Consider the following 24,525-nt stretch of genomic DNA (forward strand, 5'->3'; position numbering starts at 1 on the left):
GGGGCCGTCCTGTCCGGACCCGGGGGGCTGCATCCCTGCAAAAGCGGGATCAGTTTGCGCCGAGGCAATCCGCAGTGGCGATCACGGCATCACGGGTTCCCGCGAGGTCAAGCAGCGCCACTTCACCCTCGGAATTTGACAGGCTCAGCGTGTTTTTCAGCGCCAGATCCGTAAGAAATTCCTCATTCTCGATCAGCACGATAATACCGCCGATCTCATGGTCACTCACGCCATGGCCATCGGCCTCCCATTCCTGGCCATCCAGATCGATGGTCATCGGATAGGCCTTGCCATCCGTAATATCGGTCCAGTCGCTGTTGAACACCGCCATGAAGGCTGCATCTTCTTTGAGATCAAAGCCGACCTGAACGACCGATCCGTCCTCGAACGCGGAGGTCATATAGCAGCCGCCGCCCATATTCGCGTCGCGGTAGATCTCCCAGCCGCCTGCCTCGCCAACGACTTCTGCGGCCTGGCCCGGAGCGAGGGACATCATCAGCGCGAAGCCGGCAAGTGTAATATTTCTGAACATTATTCATCTCCCCTATGGTCGGAAGGATGCCTGACATTGGCGTTCGGATCATGCAAGGGTTGAATTCCCTGTCGCCCGATATCGCTCTGGTCCCTTTCAGAGGCGCGGTGCGATGACCCGACCGTGCCTGATCCTGACGGGAGGGCGGCAGCTCTCCGGCCGGATGACGACGCAGAGCGATCTCAGCGATCCAGCGCGCCTTTGCCGGCAAGGATCTTCGGCCGAAATTTCTCGATCCGTGCGATCCTCGTGGCCGATGTCTTTGCGCCGCTGAGGTTGAAGGCGTAGCTCTTTTGCCGCCCCGGGGTCAGCGCGTGGAAGGCCACGGCCAGGTCCGGATCGGCGTCCAGCGCGTCGATAAGTTCGTCCGGCAATGCAATCTCGCTGACCTCGCGGGGCGGGCGCAGACCGGCTTTTGCATAATCCATCGCCTCGCGCAGATATGCGCGGATAACCGGCTCCAGCGCGGTTACCCGGCTATTCTCGGTGAAGCGGATCATATCGGGGTGTTTCGTATTCGGGCCCTGGCGTTCAAGCACGCCATCGGGGTCTTTCAACAGCGCGGCGTTGAAGAAGCTCAGCCGGAAATCGCCCCTGAGCGCGCCGATGATCGCGATATTGCGGTCGGCATGGACATAACAGGGATGACCCCATTTCACGACTTCCGCCAGCCCGGCAGCCCGGCAGATCCGCCGCAGATCTGCCAGCCCCGCCGCCCAGAGGCGGGTTGAACAGTCCGGTGTCGAAAATCGCGGGCAGCGCCCGCAGCCATGGGTGAAATAATCCTCGATCTCAGAGATCATCATCGGGCTTGCCTCCTGCGGCTGGCGCGGCCAGCCTGGCAGATCCGGCCCCGCAATGCAAAAAGGGCGGCAAAACTGCCGCCCCTTCCGCTTCTGTTCCCGCCGGGGGACGGAGCTCAGAATTTCATCACATAGGAGACGCTGGCGACCAGCGGATCGATCTCTGCCTTGCCGATTTTCGTGCCATTCAGCAGCACATCGCTGTCGATATCGATATAGCGGATATCGGCGCGCAAAGCCGCCTTGTCGCTGATCGCGTAATCCACACCAAGGGTCGCGGCGAGGCCGAAGCTCTCTTTGATCTTCAGCGTGCCGAGCGAGGATTTCTCTTCGAAGAATTTGGTGTAATTCACCCCGAGCCCGACAAAGGGCGTGAATTTGCTGGTGGTCGGGATATGCCAGTTGACGCTGAGGGTCGGTGGCAGCTGCTTTGTCGACCCGATCTCGCCCAGCCCGGCAAGGCTGATATCATGTTTGAAGGGTGCTGCGGCCAGCAGCTCGATCCCGATATTGTCGCGGATGAAATATTCCAGTGTCAGAATCGGGCGGGTGTTCTTGCCGATGCTCGACTCCATCCCGGCCAGTGCGCCGTTATTGTCCTTTGGCGCGACGGTTCCGATCCCGAAGCCGAGGGTGAGGGTGCCGGCCTCCTGCGCCAGGGCAGGGGCGGCGGTGACGAGCGCGGCGAGAAGCGCGGCGGAGAGATGTTTCATACCCGTTACTTTCTGTTTTCAACACCCGCAGGAATAAGGCGCAGCAGGGACGGGGCATTGACGCAGGTCAAAACGGCGGCTCCCGGGGCTGCGACAGATTGGCTCATCCGGTGGCCATCTTGCGCCTGCCGGGCCGCTGGCGCATTGTCGGAGGCGGAAAATGACCCCCTCCGGCGACAGGGGCGGGGCAGAAATGGCAGGCGGCAGAGATGATTGCGGTACGTGGCTATCAGGGGCAGAAGGTTGCGGTTCTGGGGCTGGGGCGGTCTGGCCTTGCCACGGCCCGGGCCCTGATCGCGGGTGGCGCCGAAGCGCTCTTATGGGATGACAGCCCCGAATCGCGCGGGCTTGCCGAGGCCGAGGGCTTTGCCCTGACCGATCTGACCCGCAATATGGCGCTGGAAGGCGTGGCCTGTCTTGTAACCTCGCCGGGCATCCCGCACCTCTACCCGCACCCCAACCCGATCATCGCCCGCGCGCTCGAACTCGGGGTGCCGGTCGACAATGATATCGGCCTGTTTTTCCAGTCCTGGGGCGGCGAGGAATGGGATGAATTCGACCAGGTCCCCAAAGTGGTCTGTGTCACCGGCTCGAACGGGAAATCGACCACCACGGCGCTGATCCACCATATTCTCGAAGTCGCGGGACGCCCGACCCAGATGGCCGGCAATATCGGCAAGGGCGTGTTGTCGATCGACCCGCCGCGTGATGGCGAGGTGCTGGTGCTGGAACTTTCGTCCTACCAGACCGATCTGGCCCGCGCGCTGACGCCGGATGTGGCGGTCTTCACCAATCTCTCGCCCGATCATCTGGACCGCCATGGCGGCATGGGGGGCTATTTCGCGGCCAAGCGCCGGCTTTTTGCCGAAGGCGGGCCGGATCGCGCGGTGATCGGCGTCGATGAGGTCGAGGGGCAGTACCTCGCCGGGCAGATGGCGCAGGGGCCGGGCGATGACCGGGTGATCCGGATCTCCTCGGGGCAAAAGCTTGAGGGCTTCGCCTGGTCGGTTTTCGCGCGCAAAGGCTTTCTGGCGGAATGGCGGCGCGGGCGGCAGATGGCATCCGTGGATCTGCGCGGCATTTCCGGCCTGCCGGGCGCGCATAACCACCAGAATGCCTGTGCGGCCTGGGCGGTGGCGCGGACCCTGGGTCTTGCGCCAAAAATGATCGAGGGGGCTTTGCACTCTTTCGCGGGCCTTCCCCATCGCAGCCAGCTGGTGGGCGAGCGGGCAGGCGTGAAATTCATCAACGATTCCAAGGCCACCAATGTCGACAGCGCCGCGATGGCGCTGCGCGCTTTCCCGAAAATCCGCTGGATCGCGGGCGGGATGGGCAAGGATGGCGGTATTGCGAGCCTCGCGCCGGATCTTGCTCCGGTGGTGAAGGCCTATCTGATCGGCCATTCCGCCCGCGATTTCGCGCTGCAGATCGGCCAGACCCCGCATGAGATCTGCGAGACGATGGAGCGCGCGGTGACCCGTGCGGCGGAAGAGGCCGAACCGGGGGATGTGGTGCTGCTTGCACCGGCGGCGGCCAGTTTCGACCAATATCCGAATTTCGAAAAACGCGGCGAGGATTTCACCCGGATCGTGCGGGCGCTGCCGCGGATCGCGCAGCCCTGAGGGGCTTTTCGCTGCTCAGAACGCGTCTGGTCTGAGCAGCGCCAGCGTGAAGCGGTGAAAGGTTGCAAGAATCGCACCAATTGCGATCAGCGTCAGGAGGCCCGTGGTCATTGCTGCGCCGCCGCCAAGGATCGCGCCCCAGATCACGGCGCTCAGCGAGCCATAAGCCCCGTATTTGCACAGCATCGCCGTGCCGATGCCGATGGCCACCCAGAACGGCCCCAGGATCAGCGGCGAGAGAAGAAGCAGGTAAAACAGCATCTGGAGTGCGGATTGGTCCGGGCCGCCGCTCTGGCCGGGACTTTGACCGGCGCCTGGCCCGACAGCCAGATCCATGAGGATCCAGCCGATACCACCGATCAGGGACGGCACCAGGCACCAGGCCAGCGTGGTGAGGGTCAGCGTCTTCGCCCCGATAAAACGCATCCCGCGCGGGGCAGACACGAAAAGGCTCACGTTACGCTCTCCGAAATCACTGTCACTGTTACTGGGGCCCTGGCTGGTCCGCTGTACTGACAGTGCCATAACGGCCCGGCGATGTCAGGCCGGTTTTTGCGACAGGCGCTGATGGCCTGTCGCGTCATTGTGCCGTCGCCGCATGAGCCTGTCGCCGCTTCAGCCCGCCTTCTGGCCTCCGATTGTCAGCCCGCCAATCATCAGCGTCGGCTGGCCCACACCCACCGGCACCCATTGCCCGGCCTTGCCGCAATTGCCGATTCCGGGGTCAAGCTGCAGATCATTGCCGATGGCGCGGATGCCCTTCAGCGCGGTCGCCCCGTCACCGATCAGCGTGGCGCCCCGGATCGCCTCGCCGACCTGGCCATTCCTGACCCGGTAGGCCTCGGTGCAGGAAAACACGAACTTGCCGGAGGTGATATCGACCTGGCCGCCGCCGAACCCTACCGCCCAGATCCCGTCTTTCAGATCCGCGAGCACCGCCGCCGGATCATCCTGTCCCGAAAGCATATAGGTATTGGTCATGCGCGGCATCGGGATATGGGCATAGCTTTCGCGCCGCCCGTTGCCGGTCGGGGCCACTCCCATCAGCCGCGCGTTCTGGCGGTCCTGCATATAGCCGACCAGCACCCCATCCTCGATCAGCACGTTTTTGCCCGAGGGCGTGCCCTCATCATCGAAGGTCAGCGAGCCGCGCCGGTCCGGGAGCGTACCGTCATCAAGCACGGTCACCCCTTTCGACGCGATCTGCTTGCCCATCAGCCCCGCAAAGGCCGAGGTCTGTTTGCGATTGAAATCGCCCTCAAGCCCATGGCCGATCGCCTCATGGAGGAGGATCCCCGGCCAGCCCGGGCCCAGCACCACATCCATCATCCCTGCCGGAGCCGGCACCGCCGTCAGATTCACCCGGGCGATGCGGATCGCCTCGGTGATGGCCGCTTTCCAGTTTGCGGGCGCCAGCAATTCTGCCAGACCATGCCGCCCCCCCCCGCCCGAAGAACCGCTCTCGCGCCGGCCGTTTTCCTCCAAGATCACCGAGACATTGAGCCGCGCCATCGGGCGGATGTCTGACAGCCGCAGCCCTTCGGGGCGCAGGATCTCGACCTCCTGGAGGCTCGCGGAAAGCGAGGCTGAGACCTGGACCACGCGCGGGTCCTGGTCGCGGGCGAAAGCGTCGATCTCTTTCAGGATGTCGATCTTGCCGGCAAAAGATGTGTCCTCCAGCGGGTCAACCGCCCGGTAGAGATGGTGATTGGTGCCCGGGGGAGGGGGGGCGAGCACACCGCCGCCATCGCCCACCGCCAGCCGCGCCGTGCCGACTGCGCGCCTGAGTGCCTGTTCCGAGATTTCCGTCGAATGCGCATAGCCCGCGACTTCGCCCCGCACAGCGCGCAGACCGAACCCCTCGCTCGCATCATAGCTGGCATTGCGGATGCGGCCATCATCCAGAACGAGGCTCTCGCCCCGCCGGCGCTCCAGAAACAACTCGCCGTCATCGGCGCCGGCAGTGGCCTCACGCAACAGGCCAAGTGCGGCAGACTCGTCGAGTTTTTCCTCGAAAGGGCGGAAAGGGGCGGTGCTCATTGGGTATGTCCTTGATTCAGGTCAACCAGGCCGGGCTGCGACATCATGGTTTCTCTTGTCGTCCTGCGCCCAATATGGTTTGAACGACAGCGGAAACAATGGGATTCCTCACCGCTTCGTGACAGGAGGGGCAGGGTTTCCTCAAGGCAGCGGCAACAGGCCGCACCCAGAAGCGGGACGAGACATGCGTGTGATCACCACTCTGAAGGGCGCCGCCCTTGCAGGTTTTGCGGCACTGGCCTCCGGGTCGGCCATGGCACAGACCCTTGAAATCATTGGACAGCCTGTCGACCGGGGGGTGAATTTCCAGACCGCCGCGACCGAGCTGGCGCATGACAAGCACTTCCTCGACGATATGGTTTTGTGGATCATCACGGTCGTGACCATCTTCGTGATGGCGCTTTTGCTGATCGTGATCCTGCGCTTCAACAGCCGGTCGAATCCGGTGCCGCGCAAATTCACCCATAACACGCCGCTGGAAATCGCATGGACCCTGGTCCCGATCATCATTCTGATCGTGATCGGCGTCTATTCGATGCCGGCGCTGAAGAAACAGCAGACCTTCCCGGAAGGCGATGTGGTCATCAAGATCACCGGCAACCAGTGGAACTGGAGCTACGAATATCCGCAGATCCTGGATGAAAGCGGCTCGGCCCTTGCCTTTGGCAGCTTCATGATCGGTGGCAATGCTTGGGATCAGACGCTGGAAGACGGGCGCAAGCTGGTCGGCAATGGCACCCTGACCGCCGATGCGATCGAAGGGCTGGAGCGCGCAGGCTATACCAAAGAACAGTTCCTTCTGGCGACCGATACCGCGATGGTGGTGCCGGTGAACAAAAAGATCCTGCTGCAAATCACCGGCTCGGACGTGATCCACTCCTGGACCATCCCGGCTTTCGCGGTGAAACAGGATGCTGTCCCGGGCCGTATCGCGCTGGCATGGTTTGAAGCCGACCGCGAAGGCATCTTCTTTGGTCAGTGTTCGGAACTGTGCGGCAAGGACCACGCCTATATGCCGATCACGGTCAAGGTTGTCTCGCAGCAGGCCTATGACGCCTGGGCGAAAGAAGCGGCCGCGACGGGCGAAGTCGTGCTGGCCAATACGCCGGCAGCGGATGCCTCGGTTTCGCTCGCGTCGAACTGAGACATCTGCGGCAGAATGAACCCCAGGGCAGGGGCCGGGCGACAGCCACGGCCTCTTTGCGCAAGGTGAAGGTGGAATGAAATGAGCGATACCGGCTCATATGAGCGTGCAGACCGCGCGCCTGGTGAGGGCAGTTTCGGCGATTACGTGCAGCTGCTGAAGCCGCGCGTCATGTCGCTGGTGGTCTTTACCGCGCTGGTCGGGCTGCTGGTCGCGCCGGTGCATCTGCACCCGGTCGAGGCGTTTTCGGCCATTCTCTTCATCGCACTTGGCGCCGGAGCCTCGGGCGCGCTGAATATGTGGTGGGATGCCGATATCGACGCAGTGATGCGGCGCACCCAGTCGCGCCCTGTCCCCTCGGGCCGGGTCGAGCCGGGCGAGGCGCTCGGGATCGGGCTGTCGATGTCGGTGCTTTCCGTGCTGATGCTGGGGCTTGCGACCAACTGGCTGGCGGCGGGGCTGCTGGCCTTCACGATTTTCTTCTATGCCGTCATCTATACGATGTGGCTGAAACGCTGGACGCCGCAGAATATCGTGATCGGCGGCGCGGCGGGGGCCTTTCCTCCGATGATCGGCTGGGTGGCGGCGACGGGCTCGGTCGGGCTTGAGGCCGTGCTGATGTTCGCGCTGATCTTCATGTGGACGCCGCCGCATTTCTGGGCGCTGGCGCTGTTCATCAACAGCGACTATTCCAAGGCCAAAGTGCCGATGCTGACCGTGACCCACGGCAAGAAATCGACCCGTGCCCATATCATCATCTATACGCTTCTGCTGACCCCGGTGCCGCTCTGGGCCGCGATGACGTCGATTGGCGGCCCCCTGACACTGGCGGTGGCGCTGATCCTGAACGCGATCTTCCTGATGGGCGCCGTGATGATCTGGCGTCGCAACGAGGTGACAGCCGAGGCCGATGGCTACCGCGTCGAGAAACGCTTCTTCGCCTTCTCGATTCTTTATCTTTTCCTGCATTTCGGTGCATTCCTGGCCGAGGCGGCATTGCGCCCCTATGGTCTCGGAGGCTGGTAAGACATGGCTCTGCAACCCACACATGAACTTCACAAACGCCGCTTTGGACGCAATGTCGGCGTGGCGGGGCTGCTCCTCGCCTTTGTCGTACTGGTCTTCGTTCTGACCATGGTTAAAATCCAGCGCGGTGAGCCGGTGCAGGGCTTTGACCATGTGCCTGTCGCGGAGCGCGCGGCGGGCGCCGCCGCAGTGACGACAGCGCCGGCAGAGGAGGCAACACCATGAGCGGTCCACAGCAAGGACGTCAGCATAAGAAAACCGGCCTGATCCTTGCGGGGGTGGTGCCGGTGATGCTTGGCCTCTCATTCGCGGCGGTGCCTCTTTACGACTGGTTCTGCCGCGTCACCGGTTTCGGCGGCACGGTGCTTGTGGCACCTGAACCGTCCTCCGCAATGATCGACCGTGAGATCACCATCCGCTTTGACGCCTCGCGCGCCTCGGGCATGCCCTGGGAATTCCGCCCCGAGCTGAGCGAGATGAAGGTGAAGATCGGCGAGAATGCGCTGGCCTTTTACGAGGCCTATAATCCGCTCGACACAGTCACCGCCGGGACTGCGAGCTATAATGTCGCCCCCTATGCGGCGGGCGGCTATTTCGTCAAAGTGCATTGCTTCTGCTTTGAACAGCAGGTGCTGAAACCCGGCGAGCGGGTGATGATGCCGGTGAGCTTCTATGTCGATCCGTCGATCATGGATGATCCCGAAGGCAAGGTGCTGAAAGAAATTACGCTGAGCTATACGTTCCATACGACGCCCGTGCCTGACGGCTATGCGGCGGCGGAGGTCAGCCCGGCAGCGGCAGAGGCGGCAATGCCCGTCTCGGCCAATTGAGACAGACGTGAGAGGCGGCGCGCCGGGATGGCGGGCCGGACTTACGAAACTGAAAGAAGACGCCTGTTAAAGGATACGAGGGAACGGATACCGGCCATGGCCCACGCAAAGAACCACGACTACCATATTCTGCCACCGTCGATCTGGCCTTTCGCGCTTGCGGTCGGTGCCTTCATCATGCTGTTCGGCGGTGTGCTCTGGCAGGGCGCACGGGTCGAGGTGCTTGAGACCAGCAGCGCGCTTCTCAAAGCCACCGCCCATACCCCCTGGGTCTTCCTGATCGGCCTTGCGATGGTGCTTTACTGCATGTTCGGCTGGTTCTCGGCGATGACCAATGAAGGCCAGACCGGCGACCATACTCCGGTCGTCCGCATCGGCCTGCGCTATGGCATGATCCTTTTCATCATGTCCGAAGTGATGTTCTTCTCGGCCTGGTTCTGGGCCTTCTTCAAGATCAAGCTCTATCCGCTGACCGAAGGCTATCCCTGGGTCGACGGCACCTGGCCGCCTGCCGGCATCGAGACCTTTGACCCCTGGCATCTGCCCTTCATCAACACGCTGATCCTGCTCCTGTCGGGTTGTGCTGTCACCTGGGCCCACCATGCCCTGGTGCATGAAAACAACCGCAAGGACATGATCAACGGGCTGATCATCGGGGTCGCGCTCGGGGTGATCTTCACCTTCCTGCAGGCCTATGAATACAGCCATGCCGCCTTTGGCTTCGCCAATAACGCCGAAGGCGCGCCTTCGGTCTATGGTGGCGCCTTCTACATGGCGACCGGCTTCCACGGCTTCCACGTGATCATGGGGACGATCTTCCTCTTCGTCTGCCTGATGCGCGCGGTGAACGGCCATTTCACCCAGGCGAACCATGTCGGCTTCGAGGCTGCGGCCTGGTACTGGCACTTCGTCGACGTGGTCTGGCTTTTCCTCTTCTTCGTGATCTATGTCTGGGGCCAGTAAGCCCCGCCATTGTGACTGATCCTGGCGCGGGCTCCCGGAACGGAGCCCGCGTTTTCCGTTCCCGAAGACCAACAGGAGGCCCCGATGCGGCAGATCCTTTTCGCGCTGGTGATCGGCGTTATCGGCACCGGGGTGCTTGTCCGGCTTGGGCTGTGGCAGCTGGAGCGTCTGGACTGGAAGGAGGCGATGATCGCCGAGGCGGCCATGATGATGGCCGAGGCCCCGGTGGCGCTGCCGCCGCAGCCTGACCCCGCGCGCGACCGCTACCGTCCCGTCACCGTTGCGGGCACCTTCACCGAGGATGAGGCACATGTCCTGACCTCGACCCGCGATCAGGGGCCGGGTTACCGCATCATCACCGCCTTCGTGACCGAAGACGGAAGGCGGATCATGATCGACCGCGGCTATGTGCCGGAAACCGCGCGCAAGACCCTGCGCCCCGGTCACGCGGCCAGCATCACCGGCAATCTGAACTGGCCCGATGACATGACCTCTTCGACACCCGCGCCCGATACCGCGACCAATCTCTGGTTTGGCCGCGATGTCGAGGCGATGGCGGCCTATCTCGGGACCGAAAAGGTCATGGTGATCGCAAGCGCGGATACCGGTGACGGCGTCACCGTGCAGCCCGCAACAGCGGCTTTCCGCAATGATCATCTTGGCTATGCGGTGACTTGGTTCGGTCTGGCCCTTGTCTGGGCGGGGATGACACTCTACTGGCTCTGGCGTATCAGGGCGCGCAAGGTCTGAAGGGCGGAACTCATGCGATATATCTCGACACGCGGCCAGGCGCCGGTTCTCGGTTTCGGCGAAGCGATGATGACGGGCCTTGCCCGCGATGGCGGCCTCTATGTGCCGGAGACGGTGCCGCATTTCACCCGCGAAGGCATCGCATCCCTGCGCGGCCTGTCCTACGAGGATCTCGCCTTCCGTGTGATGAAGCCGTTCATCGGTGATTTCTTCGCGGATGATGAATTCCGCGCCCTGCTGGCCAAAGCCTATGCCGGCTTCGGCCATAATGCCCGCGCGCCGCTGGTGCAGCTTGGCCCGAACCATTTCCTGATGGAACTGTTCCACGGCCCGACGCTGGCGTTCAAAGATTTCGCGATGCAGATCATCGGCCAGATGATGCAGGCGGCTCTGGCTAAGACCGGGGAGCGCATCACCATTGTCGGCGCGACCTCGGGTGATACCGGCTCCGCCGCGATCGAGGCTTTCCGGGGGTTGAAGAATGTCGATGTCTTCATCCTCTTCCCGCATGGCCGGGTATCGGAAGTGCAGCGCCGCCAGATGACGACGCCGTCTGAGGCCAATGTCCATGCGCTCGCGGTGGAGGGTGATTTCGACGATTGCCAGGCCCGGCTGAAGGATATGTTCAACGATTTCGATTTCCGTGACGGGGTGCGGCTCGCGGGGGTGAATTCGATCAACTGGGCGCGGGTGCTTGCGCAGGTGGTCTATTACTACCATGCGGCGCTCGCGCTTGGAGCCCCTGATCGCGAGATCAGCTTCACCGTGCCGACCGGCAATTTCGGCGATGTCTTCGCAGGCTTTATTGCGCGCGAAATGGGGCTGCCGATCAAACGGCTGGTGATTGCCACCAATGAAAACGACATCCTGCATCGCTGCATGGAGACCGGCGCCTATACCAAACATGGCGTGGTGCCGACGATCAGCCCGTCGATGGATATCGAGGTCTCATCGAATTTCGAACGCGCACTTTTCTGGGCGCATGGCAAGGATGGCGCCGCGATCCGCGAACTGATGGCGGAGCTCTCGGCCAATGGCGGTTTCTCGCTGTCGCAAAATGCGATGACGGCGCTGACCAATGTCTATGACAGCGGCGCGGTGGATGAGGCGCGTACCTATGAGACCATCGCGACCACGCTTGCGCAGACCGGAGAGCTCCTCTGCCCGCATTCCGCGGTTGGTGTAAGCGTCGGAACGGCGCATCAGCACCTCCATCCGGACGTGCCGATGGTGACACTCGCCACCGCGCATCCCGCGAAGTTCCCCGATGCGGTGGCGAAGGCGACCAGCATTCGTCCGGGCCTGCCGCCGCGGATGGCGGATCTCTTTGACCGCGACGAACGGGTGACGCGGGTGCCCAATGACCTTGAGGCGCTCAAGACCCTGATCCGCGCAAGGCTTGGCTGAGCGCGGCGACCTGCGGGAAGGGGGGGCACAGCGCCCCCTTTTCTCATGCTTGCCCCGGGTGTAAGACGCCCGGATTGTCCCGCTTGTGAACGGAACCAGCCTTGACCGTCCAGATCCATACGCTTTCCAACGGATTTCGCATTGTGACCGAATCCATGCCTGGCCTGAAATCGGCCTCGGTCGGGATCTGGGTCGGAGCCGGGGGGCGCCATGAGACGGCGGCCCAGAACGGGGTTGCGCATTTTCTGGAACATATGGCCTTTAAAGGCACGCCCTCGCGCTCGGCACTGCGGATCGCGGAAGAGATCGAGGATGTCGGCGGCTATATCAATGCCTATACCTCGCGCGAGATGACCGCCTATTACGCGCGCTGCCTGTCGGAAGACGTGCCGCGCGCGCTTGAGGTAATTGCGGATATCGTCCTCAACCCGCTGTTCAACGCGGAGGATATCGAGACCGAGCGCCATGTGATCCTGCAGGAGATCGGCCAGTCCAATGACACGCCCGATGATGTCATTTTCGACTGGCTGCATGAGGTCAGCTATCCCGGTCAGGCGTTCGGGCGCACCATTCTGGGGCCGGAAGAGCGGGTCTCGACCTTCGGGCGCGAGGATTTTCTTGGCTTTATCGCGCGCCATTACGGGCCCGACCGGATGATCCTCTCGGCGGCGGGCGGCATCAGCCATGCTGAGATCCTGCACCGCGCCGAGGCCCTGTTCGGCGGGCTTGCCGCGGTCGGTGCCGACGCGCCAGAGCCCGCCCGCTTCACTGTCGGCGAAAGACGCGAAGAGAAAGATCTCGAACAGGCGCATTTCGCGCTCAACCTCGAGGCGCCGGGATTTCGCGATCCCGAGGTCTGGGCGTCGCAGGTCTGGACCACGGCGATGGGCGGCGGCATGTCTTCGCGCCTGTTCCAGAAGATCCGCGAGGAGCGCGGGCTTTGCTATTCGATCCACGCACAGCCGGCCGCCTATGAGGATACCGGCCATGTCACCATTTATGCCGGGACTTCGGCGGCCGAGATCGGGGAACTGGCCGAGTTGACCGTTCAGGAACTGAGGCGTTCGGCAGAGGATATGTCAGAGGCAGAGGTCGCGCGGGCAAAGGCACAATTGACGGCGGGGCTGGTGATGGGGCTGGAAAGCCCGTCCTCGCGCGCCGAGCGCAATGCCCGGCTGCTCGCCATCTGGGACCGGGTGCCCGACCTTGACGAAGCGGTTGCGAAGATCAGCACGGTCAGCCTTGAGGCAGTGCGGGCGCAGGGCGCGCGGGTCTTGCAGGGGCAGGCGGCGGTGGCGGTTTATGGACCGATTTCCCGTGCGCCCTCGCTTGCGGATATGATGGCAGGGATGCGGGCATAATGCTTGGCCTGGCGCGCAGGGTCAGGATCGAGACCGAGAGGATGACGCTGCGCCTGCCGATCCATGATGACTGGCGGCAATGGAGCGCGCTGCGCGCTGAAAGTGAAGGGTTTCTGAAACCCTGGGAGCCGGTCTGGTCGGATCAGCATCTGTCGCGGCGCAGTTTCTCGGGCAGGGTCTACTGGGCGCGGCGCGCCGAGGCGCAGGGGAGCGCGTTGCCCCTTGTCATGCTGCGGCGCGAGGATCAGCGCATCGTCGGCTCGATCACGCTCGACAATATCCGCCGGGGACCGGCGCAGACCGGGACGCTGGGCTATTGGGTGGGCGAAGCCTATGCCCGCCAGGGCCTGATGCGGGAGGCGATCCTGGGCGTTGTGCATCACGCCTTCACCCGGATGGATCTGAGCCGGATCGAGGCGGCCTGCCTGCCGGAGAACCTGGCGTCACGCGGCGTGCTGGAGAAGACCGGCTTCAAATATGAAGGCGTGGCGCAGGCCTATCTGCAGATCAACGGACGCTGGCGCAACCATGTGCTTTATGCCTCTCTGCGCGCGGACCGGCGCGGACGGACAGATGTGGGGCCAGCCTGAGACTGGCCGATACCGGAACGCTGCCATGACGCGGTGCCGGAGTTTTTCAAAAACTCCGGACCGATTTCTGTACAGAAATCGGGCGCGTGACGGGGGCGCCGGAGGGAAGAGGAGACAGAGTTTTGCTCAATCCGGCGGATGAGGCTTTTATCGGGCGGCTCAGCTCGCATTTGCCCGAGGGGCGCCTGCGGGCGGCAGAGCCGCGGCATCTGACCGAGCCGCGCGGCAAATGGCTTGGCCGGGCCGGGCCGCTTGCGGTTCCGAAAAGCCGCGAGGAAGTCTCGCAGATCCTTGCTGCCTGCAATGCGGCTTCGGTGCCCGTTCTGCCCTGGGGGGGCGGCACCGGGCTGGTGTCGGGTCAGGTCATGCCCGAGGGGCCCGTGCCGCTGATCCTGTCCCTTGAGGCGATGACGGGGCTGCGCGGCCTCTGGCCCGATGAGAACAGCATCACGGTTGAAGCCGGGATGACGCTCGCTGCCGTTCAGGAAGCAGCCCGCGCCGCCGGCCGGCTTTTCCCGCTCTCGCTGGCCTCCGAAGGGACGGCCACGATCGGCGGCAATCTTGCGACCAATGCCGGCGGCACCCAGGTGCTGCGCTATGGCACCGCCCGCGAGCTGTGCCTCGGGATCGAGGCGGTGCTGGCCAGTGGTGAAGTGATTTCCGGGCTCAGGCGGCTCCGGAAGGACAATACCGGCTATGATCTGCGCGATCTGATCGTGGGCTCTGAGGGCAGTCTTGCCGTGATCACCGCCGCCAGTCTGCGCCTCTTCCCGACCCCGAAAAAGCGTGTCGTCGCCATGCTGGCAGTGTCCTCCCCCGAAGCGGCGCAGGCGCTGCTCCGGCTTTCCGAGGCAGAGCTGGGCGGTCTGGTCTCCGGGTTCGAACTCATGTCACGCGCAGGGTTTGATTTCCTCGCCGAGACCGGGTTTGATCTGCGCGCCCCCTTTGATCCGCTGCCCGACTGGCTGGTGCTGATCGAGCTGGGTCTTCCCGGCGCAATTGACGCCGAGGCCGCGATGGCGGGTCTCTACGAACAGGGCGCCGAACTCGGACTTGTGCTCGATGGTGTGATCGCGACGTCCGGGGCACAGGCCGACCATCTCTGGGCCCTGCGCGAGACCATTCCTGATGCCAATCGCCGTCTGGGCTCGATTTCCAGCCATGACGTCTCGCTGCCGCCCGGTGCGATCCCGGATTTCATCCGGGAGGCCAGCGGCCGCCTGACCGGAATGGCGGATGTAAGGATCAACTGCTTTGGCCATCTCGGCGATGGCAATCTGCATTTCAACCTGTTTCCCGCCAAAGGCCGCAGCCGCAGTGACTATGCGGCGCTGGCGCCGGCGCTGTCGGATCTGGTGCATCAGATGGTTGACGCGGCCGGGGGCAGCATATCGGCCGAACATGGCATCGGGCGGCTGAAAACGGGGGATTTGCAGCGTTACGGCGATCCCGGCCGGCTGGCGGCGATGCGCCGGATCAAGACGGCGCTTGACCCGAAAGGCATCCTCAATCCGGGCGCGGTGCTGCCGCTCTGAGCTCGCGTCGGCGCGCGTCACAGACCCTCAAAGGCGCAAAGGCAGCGGACATCCATCCCGAGCGCCTCGAGCTTTTTGCGCCCGCCCAGATCGGGCAGATCGACCACGAAAGCGCAGCCGATCACCTCGGCGCCGAGCCGTTCGATCAGCGAGATCCCGGCCGCCGCCGTGCCGCCGGTGGCCAGAAGGTCATCCACCAGCAGCACCCGTTCGCCGGCCAGAAGCGCATCCTCATGGATCTCGACCACCGCCTCGCCATATTCCAGCTGATAGGCCTGACTTATGGTCTGACCCGGCAGTTTCCCTTTCTTGCGCACAGGAACAAAGCCGGTCGAAAGCTGATGCGCCACCGCACCACCAAGGATGAAGCCGCGCGCTTCCAGCCCTACCACCTTGTCGATCCGCATCCCGGCCCAGGGCGCGAGCAGCTGGTCGACACAGATGCGAAAGCCGCGCGGATCGGCGAAGAGCGTGGTCACATCGCGAAACAGGATCCCTTCATGCGGGAAATCGACGATGGTGCGGATATAGTCGCGGACGGTTTTTTGCATCTGGGGCCTTCCGGTTACAGCAGTCGACCAGCTTACAACAGGCGGCCCGCGACCGCGTCAAGCTTTGCCACCAGCTTTGGATCACGTTTCGCAGGTGCCGTCATCAGCGCGGTCTGAAGCGCCTGGTCACAGCCGCAGCGGCAGGGCGCCCGGCTGGCGCCAAGCGTCGCCGGCAATGCCGCCACGACCTCGCGCGCTTTGGCGGCATTGCTGGTCAGCGTCGCGATCACCGCCGCCACATCCACCGCATCATGGTCGGGATGCCAGCAATCGTAATCGGTCACCATGGCGAGGCTCGCATAGCAAAGCTCTGCCTCGCGCGCGAGCTTGGCTTCCGGCATCGCGGTCATGCCGATCACATCGGCGCCCCATTGCCGGTAAAGCCGGCTCTCGGCCAGGGTTGAGAATTGCGGCCCCTCCATTGCGATATAAGTCGCACCGCGGTGGAGCGTGATCCCCGCAGACAATGCCGCCTCCGCCACCGCATCACCCAGCCGCGCACAGGTCGGATGGGCAAAGCCGACATGAGCCACCAGCCCCTCGCCGAAGAAGCTTTTTTCGCGGGCGAAGGTGCGGTCAATGAACTGATCCACCAGCACAAACTCCCCCGGTGCGCGGTCCTCGCGCAGCGATCCCACCGCCGAGACCGCGAGGATATCGGTGCAGCCGATCCGCTTCAGCGCGTCGATATTGGCACGGTATGGCACCGAGGACGGGCTGTGGACATGGCCGCGCCCGTGTCGGGGCAGGAAGGCAACCGGCAGCCCGCCGAGCCGCCCGACCAGGATCTCATCCGACGGTGCCCCCCAGGGCGTTGTGACGGTGACCCATGAAGCCCCCTCGAGCCCGTCGATCTGATAGACACCCGAGCCGCCGATGACGCCGATCATAGTGTGACCGGTTGTGGTTTGCCCGGTAATATCCTGCATATCCTGGTCCTTCCTGATACCGGCCAGAAGCTAGCGTTCCCACCGCATTGCGGCAAGAGATCCTGCGCCAGGGATCTGAGAATTTGGGTCAGGGGGAAATCAGCTTCCTCCTGAAGGAAATATTCCCGCCGGAGGCATCCGACGATTCCCATTGGGAAATGCGGCCAGCCCCTTGCGCCTTGCGCGCCCGGGCGATAGGAAACCGGCGATTTTGGCGGGTGACTGAGAGCCCGCCTGTGTGCAGAGCCCCAAAAGGGCCTCGGGGGGGTGCAGATGCCGCTTCTGGTAATGAAATTCGGGGGCACATCCGTCGCCGATATCGACCGTATCGCGAATGCCGCGAAGAAGGTGCAAAAAGAGGTCGAGCGCGGCTATGACGTGATCGTCATTGTCAGCGCGATGTCCGGCAAGACCAATGAACTGGTCGGCTGGGTCGAGGGCACTTCAAAGCTTTATGACGCGCGCGAATATGATGCGGTTGTGGCATCGGGCGAGAATGTCACCGCCGGTCTGATGGCGCTGCGCCTTCAGGAAATGGGCGTGCCTGCGCGTTCCTGGCAGGGCTGGCAGGTGCCGATCAACACCACATCGGCGCATAGCTCGGCGCGGTTCGTTTCTATCCCGCGCGAAAACCTTGATGCGAAATTCGCCGAAGGTTTCAAAGTTGCCGTGGTTGCGGGCTTCCAGGGGATCTCGCCCGAAGGGCGGATCACCACGCTGGGCCGGGGCGGCTCGGACACGACCGCTGTTGCCTTTGCCGCCGCTTTCGGGGCCGAGCGCTGCGACATCTATACCGATGTTGATGGCGTCTATACCACCGACCCGCGCGTGAGCTCGAAGGCGAAGAAGCTCGACAAGATCGCCTTTGAGGAAATGCTGGAACTGGCATCTCTGGGCGCGAAAGTCCTGCAGACCCGTTCGGTCGAGCTGGCGATGCGCTACAAAGTGCGCCTCAGGGTGCTGTCCTCGTTCGAGGATACCGACGAGAACTCAGGGACCCTGGTCTGTGACGAGGAGGAAATCATGGAATCGAAAGTCGTAAGCGGCGTCGCCTTCTCGCGTGAAGAGGCCAAGATCACGCTGTTCACCATCGAAGACCGTCCGGGCGTCGCCCAGGCGATCTTTGGCCCGCTGGCCGAGGCCGGGGTCAATGTGGACATGATCGTGCAGAATATCTCGGAAAAGGACTATGACGAGCGCCATAGCGGTGCCGTCACCGATATGACCTTCTCCTGCCCGATCAACCAGGTCGAGCGCGCCAAAAAGGCGATGGAAGAGGCGAAAGCCCGCGGCGAGATCGCCTATGACGAGCTGATCATCGACACCGATGTGGCCAAGGTCTCGGTCGTGGGGATCGGCATGCGCAGCCATGCCGGGGTTGCCGCGCGCACCTTCAAAGCGCTGGCGGCGGAAGGGATCAATATCAAGGTCATCGCGACCTCTGAGATCAAGATCTCGGTGCTGATCGACCGGAAATATCTGGAGCTGGCCGTTCAGGCGCTCCATGACGCTTTTGAGCTGGAAAAGGCCTGAGGCATCAGGCAGGAATGAGTTACTGAAGCCGCACCGGTCTGGTGCGGCTTTTTCATATATGGTGAATTTATGAAGAAATTCTCAGGGATTGCAGCAGTTTTGACGCTTGCGGCCTGTATCGGCCCGGATGGAAGCTCCGGGCTAGGTGCGGATCGCAGCCAGCAGGTCTTTACCTTTACCATGAACGGCGGCGGCAAAGGCAGCAGCTGCAGCGTAACCGGTGCAGGCGGTCAGGTTTCCAGCGGCACCAATTATCTGGGCGCACCCTATGTGACGATACGCGGCAATGTGCGCCAGGGCATGATTTTCTGCCAGGACGCGGCAGGCGGGCGCTATAGCACGGTGGTAAACCAGCAAACTCCTGCCGGTCTGCGCAATGTGGAGGCAAGCGCCTCTGTCATTGGGATGCGCCGGGACGCCTATCCGGTGCGGATGCTGGTCAGCGGCGGTGCTCAGAGCTTTTATCGCGCCTTTGTCCGGCTGCGCTGACGCCGGTCGCCGCGCGGGTCTGCCCGGCTCCACAATCTGCGAGCTGCCGCTTATTCAGGCTCTCCCTGCCACTCGCTGCGCTGCGGCGTCGAGCAACCGTTCCGTTTCCCGCAATCATGTGGTCTAAGGGGCGCAGACGCTTCGCAATTCCTGAAACCGGAGGTCGCGCCCCGATCATGCCCGAACGGACCGAGAGTGAGAGCCGCAGGCTGCTGCGGCGGTTGCGCGATGTGCTTGCCATGCCCGGAAAGGGCCAGGACAGGCTGGATCGCATCACCCATCTGATCGCCGATTCCATGGCGACCGAGGTCTGTTCGATCTATCTTTTCCGCGATGAGGAAACGCTTGAGCTGTTCGCAACCGAAGGGCTGAAGAAATCCGCCGTCCACAAGACGCGGATGCGGCTGGGCGAGGGGCTGGTGGGGCGCGTGGCGCGCACCGGTCTGCCGGTGAACACCGCCGATGCGCCCGCGGAAAAAGGGTTCCGTTTCATGCCCGAGACCGGCGAAGAGATCTTTTCGTCTTTCCTCGGCGTGCCGTTGCAGCGTGTGGGTGAGAAGCTGGGCGTGCTGGTCGTGCAGTCGAAAGAGGCGCGGGTGTTTTCCGAGGACGAGCTGGATGCGCTGGAAGTGGTGGCCATGGTGCTCGCCGAGATGACGGAACTGGGTGCCTTTGCCGGCGATGATGGCGGGGGGCGCCCGATCCACCGCCAGTCGCTGATGTTTCGCGGCACCTCCGGCCAGGAGGGCGCCTCCGAGGGCAAGGTCTGGCTGCATGAGCCGCGGGTGGTGGTGACCAACCCGGTCGCCGATGATCCTTTGCTGGAAATCGACCGGATCCGCGATGCGGTGGGGCAGCTCCGCATTTCGATCGATGACCTGCTGGAGGCCGAGCAGCTTGACAAGGACCAGAAGCAGGTTCTGGAAGCCTATCGCATGTTCGCCCATTCGCGCGGCTGGCTGAAACGGATGGAGGAAGACATCACCCTGGGCCTTTCGGCCGAGGCGGCGGTCGAAAAGGAACAATCGGCGGCGCGGGCGCGGCTGGAACAGGTGCCGGATGCCTATCTGCGTGAACGTTTGCAGGATCTTGACGATCTGTCGAACCGGCTCCTCAGGATCCTGACCGGGCAGGGCGCGGATACGGGCGCGGCGATGCCGGAAAACCCGATCCTGATTGCCCGCAATATCGGACCGGCGGAACTGCTGGAATATGGCCGCCGGCTGAAAGGCGTGGTGCTCGAGGAAGGCTCGGTCGGCTCTCATGCTGCGATTGTCGCGCGCGCTCTGTCGATCCCGCTGGTGATCCATGCCGAAAGGATCAGCGCCGAGGCACTGAATGGTGATAATATCCTGGTGGATGGTGATCAGGGCATCGTGCATCTTCGGCCCGATGAGACCGTTTCGCGCGCCTTCCGGGATAAGATCGCTATGCAGGCCGAAGCCCAGAAACGCTATGCCTCGCTGAAAGGCCTGCCGGCGCAGGCGAAATGCGGCGCGGTGATCTCGTTGCTGATGAATGCCGGGCTGATGGCAGATCTGCCGAGCCTTGAGGGATCGGGTGCCGAAGGGGTCGGGCTGTTCCGTACCGAATTGCAGTTCCTGATCCGCAACAAGATGCCGAAACGGGCCGAGCTCGCGTCACTTTATACCCGCGTGCTGGAAGCGGCCGGCGGGCGGCGGGTCGCCTTCAGGACGCTGGATATCGGCTCGGACAAGGTCCTGCCCTATATGAAGCCGAATGACGAGCCCAATCCCGCGATGGGCTGGCGCGCGATCCGGGTGGGGCTGGATAAGCCGGGGGTTTTGCGCATGCAGATGCAGGCGCTGATCCGGGCGGCGGCGGGGCGGCCCCTGACCGTGATGTTCCCCTTTGTCGCGGAATATGGCGAGTTCATGCAGGCGCGCGCACAGGTCCTGGGCGAGATCCACCGTGAGAAATCGCTGGGCCATCCCGTGCCGGAGACGCTTGAGATCGGGGCGATGTGCGAGACGCCCTCGCTGGTCTTCGCGCCGAAGGCGTTTTTTGAACAGGTGGATTTTGTCTCGGTCGGGGGCAATGATCTGAAACAGTTCTTCTTTGCGGCAGATCGCGAGAATGAACGGGTGCGCAAACGCTATGACACGCTGAATGTCAGTTTCCTGACCTTCCTTGAGCAGATCATCGCGCGCTGCGCCGAAACCGCGACACCCTTGTCGTTTTGCGGCGAGGATGCCGGGCGGCCGGTCGAGGCGCTGGTGCTGGCGGCGCTTGGCTTCCGGTCGCTGTCGATGCGGCCGGCCTCGGTCGGGCCGGTCAAGGCGCTGATCCGCAGTGTCGATCTGGGCGAGGTGCGGGCGGTGATCGAGGCGGGGCGCGCGGCGGGGGATGAAACGATCCGGCCGCGGCTGATGGCCTGGCTGGCGACACAGCCGGCCTGACCAGGCAGAACCCGGGAAGGTGAGGGGGGCCAGCTCCCCCCCCCGCGGCCAGGGCCGCGCTCCCCCCGGGATATTTAAGGACAGATGAAAAGCGCAGCGCGAAAGCCGGAGCCGCAATGGGTCGGGCCGCGAGAGGCGGGTTCAGGGATAGGAGCGGCTGGTCAGAGGAAGGTCTTGCCGCACCAGGGCGCGGTTTCGTCAAATTCCGTCATGAGCTGCGGCAGGCTCTTGCGGCTGAGCAGTTTCTCGAACCGCTGGCCCATGGCCTGGACTTTCTGATCCCTGGTGCCTGGGACATAATCGAGCATCCGGACCGAGGCGGCCTGTGCCCCGCTGTAATCGGCGCGGGTGATATAGCCGGCCTGATATAGCTCCTCCGAGGCGATGAACAGGAGCGCGGCGCAATGCAGCGCCTGGGCGGCGCGGCCCTGGATCACCAGGTCGGCCTTGACCGGCACGGCAAAGCCCAGCACCAGCGAAGACGCTGCGGCGAGGGCGAGGAGGCGGGGAAAGCCGCGATGGCGGAGCGCGGGGCGGAAGGGGCGGAAACGGGCAAAGCGCATCGGGGAAAACCTCTCCTGTATTCTGCCCGCAAATCTCGCATGGCGGGCAGGCCCGGGTCCAATGACGAAAACCGTCATCTTGCGGTGATTTGACAAAGCAGAGGCACGGGGGCAGGGTCTGGCGCCTGCGCCTCGCGGTTTCCGGCGCCCTCTCTCGCCCTGGTGTGATATGCCCGCCGACAGCCCGCCCTTTACCGCCGAACCTGCGCCCTCACCATCCTCGCAGCCTTTGCCCGGACCCGCGTCGAAACATGCGGTCACCTTTGTTCTGATCACGGTTTTTCTGGATATGATGGGCTTTGGCATCATCATGCCGGTTCTGCCGCGTCTGATCGAAGAGGTGGGCCATGTCGGGCTTGACCGCGCGTCAGAGATCGGGGGCTGGATGTTTGCGGCCTTTGCGGTCTCGCAATTCATCTGTTCGCCGCTGGCGGGGAACCTGTCCGACCGCTTTGGCCGCAGGCCGCTTCTGTTGCTGGCGGTGTTCGGGCTGGGGGCGGATTTCCTGCTTTCGGCCTGGGCGCCGACGCTGTTCTGGCTGTTTGTCGGGCGGGTTCTCGCCGGGGTCTGCGGCTCGAGCTGGGTCATCGCCAATGCCTATATTGCCGATGTGACCGCCCCCGAAGACCGCGCGCGCGCCTTCGGGCTGATGGGCGCGGCCTTTGGCGTGGGCTTTGTGATCGGGCCGGCGATCGGCGGCTTATTGGGAGAGATCGGCACCCGCATTCCCTTTATCGTCGCCGCCTGCGTCTCGTTCCTGAACTTCACCTATGGCTGGTTCGTGCTGCCCGAAAGCCTCAGCCCCGCAAAACGCCGCCGGTTCGAGCTGGCGCGCGCCAATCCCTTTGGCGCCTTCCGGGTCTTTCGCACCTATCCGGGGGCGGTGCCGCTCTGCGTGGTGCTCTTTGTCTTCTTCTTCGCCTCCTCGGTCTATCCGGCGATCTGGACCTTCTGGGGCATGGCGAAATTCGGCTGGTCCGAGGGTATGGTCGGGCTGACGCTGGCGGTGTTCGGCCTGGTGATGGCGGGGTTCCAGGGCGGGCTGACCGGGGTCTTCGTGCGCCGGTTTGGCGAGCATCGCACCGCACTGATCGGCCTCGTCTGCGCCAGTATCGCGGCCACAGGCTACGGCCTTGCCGGCGGGCTGGGCGTGGTGGTCTTTTTGATGTTTGTCCACGGGCCCGAGGGCCTGGTGCATCCGATGATCATGGCGATCATGTCCCGCCAGGTGCCCGAAAACGCACAGGGCGAGCTGCAGGGTGGTATTTCCGCCATCACCAATATCGCCATGCTGTTCGGCACGGTTTTCTTCTCGCAGATCTTCGGGCATTTCATGGCCGAGGGCAGCGAATGGCAATCGCCGGATGTGGCCTATTGGGTGGCAGGGGCCTGCCTCGCGCTTGCGCTTGTGCTGTTCATATGGCTGACAGGGACGACGGGGCGGAGCGCGACGGGGCGCGACACAGCAGAGGCAGCAGGTAAATGAGCGAGCGGTTCAGCGGCAGTTTCACCCAGCAAGAGCCGATCCCGGAGGCAGGGATCGCGGCGGCGCTGGCGGTTTTGCGCCATGGACGGCTGCATCGCTACAATACGCAAGGCGACGAGGTCGCCGAAGCCGCGCTGCTTGAGGAAGAATTCGCGGCTTTCACCGGCGCGCGCTATTGCCTCGCTGTGGCTTCCGGCGGCTATGCGATGGGCTGCGCGCTCCGGGCCGTGGGGCTGGCGCAGGGCGAGGCGGTTCTGACCAATGCCTTCACGCTCGCCCCCGTGCCGGGCGCGATCCAGGCCGCCGGCGGGCATCCGGTCTTTGTCGAGATCACCGAAGACCTGGTGCTGGATTTCGACGATCTGGCGGCGAAGGCCCGGGCAACCGGCGCGCGGATCCTGCTTTTGTCGCATATGCGTGGCCATAGCTGCGATATGGAGGCGCTGATGGCGCTTTGTGGCACGCTCGGCCTGATCGTGATCGAGGATTGCGCCCATACGATGGGGGCGGAATGGAACGGGGTCGCCTCGGGGCGGCATGGGCTGATCGGCTGCTATTCGACCCAGACCTATAAGCATATGAATTCCGGCGAAGGCGGGCTCCTGATCACGGATGATGCGGATATCGCTGCAAAAATGATCCTGCTCTCAGGCAGTTACATGCTCTATGCCCGGCACCGCGCCGCGCCCGGGCCGGAAGCGTTCAGGGATATCAGGCTTGATATCCCGAATGTCTCGGGGCGGATGGACAATCTGCGCGCGGCGATCCTGCGGCCCCAGGTCGGGCTGCTGGCAGAACGCCGCGCCCGCTGGACCGCGCTTTACGAGACGATGGAGCAGGGCCTCGCCGATACGCCCGGCCTCAGACTGATCCGGCGCCCCGTAGCCGAGCGCCATGTCGGATCGTCCTTCCAGTTCGCGCTGCCGGGATGGGAGGCCGCGCGGATCGGGATGCTCTTGTCGCGCTGCGTCGCCCGGGGGGTGGAGCTGAAATGGTTCGGGGTGGAGGAGCCGGTCGCCTTCACCTCGCGCTATCCGCATTGGCGTTATGCCGGCGAACAGCATTGCCCGAAGACCGACCGCATCCTCGCCGGCCTTGCGGATATGCGCCTTCCGCTGACCTTCTCGGTCGATGACGCGGGACTGATCGCCCGCATCATCCGGGAAGAGGTGCTGATCACCGGCCAGGCCGAATATTTCGACGCAGGCGAGGCCCCGGTGATCGAATGAGCGCTGCTC

24 protein-coding genes are annotated in these 24,525 nt (G+C 63.6%); 16 read left to right on the forward strand and 8 right to left on the reverse strand.

The features are described from left to right. Positions 1 to 49: 49 nt before the first annotated feature. The 3 genes from AC4FS3_RS16510 to AC4FS3_RS16520 all read right to left on the reverse strand — a co-directional run bounded on the left by AC4FS3_RS16510 (position 50) and on the right by AC4FS3_RS16520 (position 2,048). Positions 50 to 532: a hypothetical protein gene (locus AC4FS3_RS16510; protein WP_198837575.1), complete on the reverse strand. Its 483-nt coding sequence runs from the start codon at positions 530 to 532 to the stop codon at positions 50 to 52. A 182-nt stretch (positions 533 to 714) separates the two neighbouring features. Beyond that, positions 715 to 1,338, reverse strand: coding sequence for a YdeI/OmpD-associated family protein (locus tag AC4FS3_RS16515; protein WP_491021467.1), 624 nt, complete (start codon positions 1,336 to 1,338; stop codon positions 715 to 717). A gap of 113 nt (positions 1,339 to 1,451) precedes the next feature. Then, positions 1,452 to 2,048 (reverse strand): OmpW/AlkL family protein, encoded by a 597-nt coding sequence (locus tag AC4FS3_RS16520; RefSeq protein ID WP_491021468.1) that lies wholly within the window; start codon positions 2,046 to 2,048, stop codon positions 1,452 to 1,454. A 209-nt stretch (positions 2,049 to 2,257) separates the two neighbouring features. Here AC4FS3_RS16520 and murD point away from each other — a divergent pair, with 209 nt between their 5' ends. Continuing rightward, positions 2,258 to 3,670: a UDP-N-acetylmuramoyl-L-alanine--D-glutamate ligase gene (gene murD, locus AC4FS3_RS16525; RefSeq protein ID WP_491021469.1), complete on the forward strand. Its 1,413-nt coding sequence runs from the start codon at positions 2,258 to 2,260 to the stop codon at positions 3,668 to 3,670. 15 nt (positions 3,671 to 3,685) lie between these two features. Here the strand turns inward: murD and AC4FS3_RS16530 are convergent, their stop codons facing one another. After that, a complete protein-coding gene (locus AC4FS3_RS16530) occupies positions 3,686 to 4,126 on the reverse strand; it encodes a hypothetical protein (protein WP_491021470.1) in 441 nt (146 codons plus the stop codon). Between the two features lie 159 nt (positions 4,127 to 4,285). Next, positions 4,286 to 5,710 carry a metalloprotease TldD gene (gene tldD, locus AC4FS3_RS16535; protein WP_491021471.1) on the reverse strand — a complete coding sequence of 475 codons (1,425 nt, stop codon included), beginning with the start codon at positions 5,708 to 5,710 and terminating at the stop codon, positions 4,286 to 4,288. A 184-nt stretch (positions 5,711 to 5,894) separates the two neighbouring features. Here tldD and coxB point away from each other — a divergent pair, with 184 nt between their 5' ends. The 10 genes from coxB (at position 5,895) to AC4FS3_RS16585 (ending at position 15,316) form a co-directional block, all read left to right on the forward strand. Continuing rightward, a complete protein-coding gene (gene coxB, locus AC4FS3_RS16540) occupies positions 5,895 to 6,854 on the forward strand; it encodes a cytochrome c oxidase subunit II (RefSeq protein ID WP_283177370.1) in 960 nt (319 codons plus the stop codon). A gap of 81 nt (positions 6,855 to 6,935) precedes the next feature. Continuing rightward, positions 6,936 to 7,880, forward strand: a complete 945-nt coding sequence (cyoE, locus tag AC4FS3_RS16545) for a heme o synthase (protein WP_283177371.1) — start codon at positions 6,936 to 6,938, stop codon at positions 7,878 to 7,880. Between the two features lie 3 nt (positions 7,881 to 7,883). Further along, positions 7,884 to 8,105 (forward strand): cytochrome c oxidase system small membrane protein, encoded by a 222-nt coding sequence (locus AC4FS3_RS16550; RefSeq protein WP_283177372.1) that lies wholly within the window; start codon positions 7,884 to 7,886, stop codon positions 8,103 to 8,105. Further along, the gene (locus tag AC4FS3_RS16555; RefSeq protein ID WP_491021472.1) at positions 8,102 to 8,710 is read left to right on the forward strand and encodes a cytochrome c oxidase assembly protein; all 609 of its coding nucleotides are present in this window, start codon (positions 8,102 to 8,104) and stop codon (positions 8,708 to 8,710) included. The genes AC4FS3_RS16550 and AC4FS3_RS16555 overlap by 4 nt, the downstream gene beginning before the upstream one ends. Positions 8,711 to 8,806: 96 nt before the next feature. Then, complete coding sequence (locus AC4FS3_RS16560) at positions 8,807 to 9,673, forward strand: cytochrome c oxidase subunit 3 (protein WP_283177374.1); 867 nt, start codon at positions 8,807 to 8,809, stop codon at positions 9,671 to 9,673. 84 nt (positions 9,674 to 9,757) lie between these two features. Then, positions 9,758 to 10,423: an SURF1 family protein gene (locus AC4FS3_RS16565; RefSeq protein WP_491021473.1), complete on the forward strand. Its 666-nt coding sequence runs from the start codon at positions 9,758 to 9,760 to the stop codon at positions 10,421 to 10,423. A gap of 12 nt (positions 10,424 to 10,435) precedes the next feature. Then, complete coding sequence (gene thrC / locus AC4FS3_RS16570) at positions 10,436 to 11,830, forward strand: threonine synthase (protein WP_491021474.1); 1,395 nt, start codon at positions 10,436 to 10,438, stop codon at positions 11,828 to 11,830. 101 nt (positions 11,831 to 11,931) lie between these two features. Further along, entirely contained in the window at positions 11,932 to 13,191 is a 1,260-nt protein-coding gene (locus AC4FS3_RS16575) for a M16 family metallopeptidase (RefSeq protein ID WP_491021475.1), read from the forward strand. Continuing rightward, the gene (locus tag AC4FS3_RS16580) at positions 13,191 to 13,781 is read left to right on the forward strand and encodes a GNAT family N-acetyltransferase (protein ID WP_198837562.1); all 591 of its coding nucleotides are present in this window, start codon (positions 13,191 to 13,193) and stop codon (positions 13,779 to 13,781) included. The genes AC4FS3_RS16575 and AC4FS3_RS16580 overlap by 1 nt, the downstream gene beginning before the upstream one ends. Before the next feature lie 122 nt (positions 13,782 to 13,903). After that, entirely contained in the window at positions 13,904 to 15,316 is a 1,413-nt protein-coding gene (locus AC4FS3_RS16585) for an FAD-binding oxidoreductase (protein WP_491021476.1), read from the forward strand. A gap of 17 nt (positions 15,317 to 15,333) precedes the next feature. Here the strand turns inward: AC4FS3_RS16585 and AC4FS3_RS16590 are convergent, their stop codons facing one another. Continuing rightward, a complete protein-coding gene (locus AC4FS3_RS16590) occupies positions 15,334 to 15,867 on the reverse strand; it encodes an adenine phosphoribosyltransferase (RefSeq protein ID WP_491021477.1) in 534 nt (177 codons plus the stop codon). Between the two features lie 32 nt (positions 15,868 to 15,899). Further along, complete coding sequence (locus AC4FS3_RS16595; RefSeq protein ID WP_491021478.1) at positions 15,900 to 16,796, reverse strand: S-methyl-5'-thioadenosine phosphorylase; 897 nt, start codon at positions 16,794 to 16,796, stop codon at positions 15,900 to 15,902. 273 nt (positions 16,797 to 17,069) lie between these two features. Between AC4FS3_RS16595 and AC4FS3_RS16600 the strand changes: the two genes are divergently transcribed. The 3 genes from AC4FS3_RS16600 to ptsP all read left to right on the forward strand — a co-directional run bounded on the left by AC4FS3_RS16600 (position 17,070) and on the right by ptsP (position 21,238). Further along, positions 17,070 to 18,329, forward strand: coding sequence for an aspartate kinase (locus AC4FS3_RS16600; protein ID WP_092896239.1), 1,260 nt, complete (start codon positions 17,070 to 17,072; stop codon positions 18,327 to 18,329). 69 nt (positions 18,330 to 18,398) lie between these two features. After that, positions 18,399 to 18,818 carry a hypothetical protein gene (locus AC4FS3_RS16605; RefSeq protein ID WP_491021479.1) on the forward strand — a complete coding sequence of 140 codons (420 nt, stop codon included), beginning with the start codon at positions 18,399 to 18,401 and terminating at the stop codon, positions 18,816 to 18,818. A gap of 176 nt (positions 18,819 to 18,994) precedes the next feature. Continuing rightward, positions 18,995 to 21,238, forward strand: coding sequence for a phosphoenolpyruvate--protein phosphotransferase (gene ptsP, locus AC4FS3_RS16610; protein WP_491021480.1), 2,244 nt, complete (start codon positions 18,995 to 18,997; stop codon positions 21,236 to 21,238). A 161-nt stretch (positions 21,239 to 21,399) separates the two neighbouring features. On the opposite strand, the gene AC4FS3_RS16615 is transcribed toward ptsP, so the two are convergent. Further along, positions 21,400 to 21,801 carry a hypothetical protein gene (locus tag AC4FS3_RS16615; protein WP_198837555.1) on the reverse strand — a complete coding sequence of 134 codons (402 nt, stop codon included), beginning with the start codon at positions 21,799 to 21,801 and terminating at the stop codon, positions 21,400 to 21,402. 169 nt (positions 21,802 to 21,970) lie between these two features. Between AC4FS3_RS16615 and AC4FS3_RS16620 the strand changes: the two genes are divergently transcribed. Together AC4FS3_RS16620 and AC4FS3_RS16625 are read left to right on the forward strand one after the other, a co-directional pair. Then, positions 21,971 to 23,287 carry a TCR/Tet family MFS transporter gene (locus tag AC4FS3_RS16620; RefSeq protein WP_491021481.1) on the forward strand — a complete coding sequence of 439 codons (1,317 nt, stop codon included), beginning with the start codon at positions 21,971 to 21,973 and terminating at the stop codon, positions 23,285 to 23,287. After that, the gene (locus AC4FS3_RS16625) at positions 23,284 to 24,516 is read left to right on the forward strand and encodes a DegT/DnrJ/EryC1/StrS family aminotransferase (protein ID WP_491021482.1); all 1,233 of its coding nucleotides are present in this window, start codon (positions 23,284 to 23,286) and stop codon (positions 24,514 to 24,516) included. Before AC4FS3_RS16620 ends, AC4FS3_RS16625 begins: the two co-directional genes overlap by 4 nt. Positions 24,517 to 24,525: the final 9 nt, after the last annotated feature.

It is taken from the genome of Pseudogemmobacter sp. TB195 (assembly GCF_058313095.1).

Bases quoted from the DNA above. Each gene is read 5' to 3' on its own strand.
- thrC (WP_491021474.1), top strand. From the start codon at position 10,436: ATGCGATATATCTCGACACGCGGCCAGGCGCCGGTTCTCGGTTTCGGC.
- AC4FS3_RS16590 (WP_491021477.1), bottom strand. From the start codon at position 15,867: ATGCAAAAAACCGTCCGCGACTATATCCGCACCATCGTCGATTTCCCG.
- AC4FS3_RS16605 (WP_491021479.1), top strand. From the start codon at position 18,399: ATGAAGAAATTCTCAGGGATTGCAGCAGTTTTGACGCTTGCGGCCTGT.
- AC4FS3_RS16620 (WP_491021481.1), top strand. From the start codon at position 21,971: ATGCCCGCCGACAGCCCGCCCTTTACCGCCGAACCTGCGCCCTCACCA.
- AC4FS3_RS16565 (WP_491021473.1), top strand. From the start codon at position 9,758: ATGCGGCAGATCCTTTTCGCGCTGGTGATCGGCGTTATCGGCACCGGG.
- AC4FS3_RS16595 (WP_491021478.1), bottom strand. From the start codon at position 16,796: ATGCAGGATATTACCGGGCAAACCACAACCGGTCACACTATGATCGGC.
- ptsP (WP_491021480.1), top strand. From the start codon at position 18,995: ATGCCCGAACGGACCGAGAGTGAGAGCCGCAGGCTGCTGCGGCGGTTG.
- murD (WP_491021469.1), top strand. From the start codon at position 2,258: ATGATTGCGGTACGTGGCTATCAGGGGCAGAAGGTTGCGGTTCTGGGG.
- AC4FS3_RS16550 (WP_283177372.1), top strand. From the start codon at position 7,884: ATGGCTCTGCAACCCACACATGAACTTCACAAACGCCGCTTTGGACGC.
- AC4FS3_RS16560 (WP_283177374.1), top strand. From the start codon at position 8,807: ATGGCCCACGCAAAGAACCACGACTACCATATTCTGCCACCGTCGATC.
- AC4FS3_RS16625 (WP_491021482.1), top strand. From the start codon at position 23,284: ATGAGCGAGCGGTTCAGCGGCAGTTTCACCCAGCAAGAGCCGATCCCG.
- AC4FS3_RS16555 (WP_491021472.1), top strand. From the start codon at position 8,102: ATGAGCGGTCCACAGCAAGGACGTCAGCATAAGAAAACCGGCCTGATC.
- AC4FS3_RS16515 (WP_491021467.1), bottom strand. From the start codon at position 1,338: ATGATGATCTCTGAGATCGAGGATTATTTCACCCATGGCTGCGGGCGC.
- cyoE (WP_283177371.1), top strand. From the start codon at position 6,936: ATGAGCGATACCGGCTCATATGAGCGTGCAGACCGCGCGCCTGGTGAG.
- AC4FS3_RS16615 (WP_198837555.1), bottom strand. From the start codon at position 21,801: ATGCGCTTTGCCCGTTTCCGCCCCTTCCGCCCCGCGCTCCGCCATCGC.
- AC4FS3_RS16510 (WP_198837575.1), bottom strand. From the start codon at position 532: ATGTTCAGAAATATTACACTTGCCGGCTTCGCGCTGATGATGTCCCTC.
- tldD (WP_491021471.1), bottom strand. From the start codon at position 5,710: ATGAGCACCGCCCCTTTCCGCCCTTTCGAGGAAAAACTCGACGAGTCT.
- AC4FS3_RS16580 (WP_198837562.1), top strand. From the start codon at position 13,191: ATGCTTGGCCTGGCGCGCAGGGTCAGGATCGAGACCGAGAGGATGACG.
- AC4FS3_RS16600 (WP_092896239.1), top strand. From the start codon at position 17,070: ATGCCGCTTCTGGTAATGAAATTCGGGGGCACATCCGTCGCCGATATC.
- coxB (WP_283177370.1), top strand. From the start codon at position 5,895: ATGCGTGTGATCACCACTCTGAAGGGCGCCGCCCTTGCAGGTTTTGCG.
- AC4FS3_RS16520 (WP_491021468.1), bottom strand. From the start codon at position 2,048: ATGAAACATCTCTCCGCCGCGCTTCTCGCCGCGCTCGTCACCGCCGCC.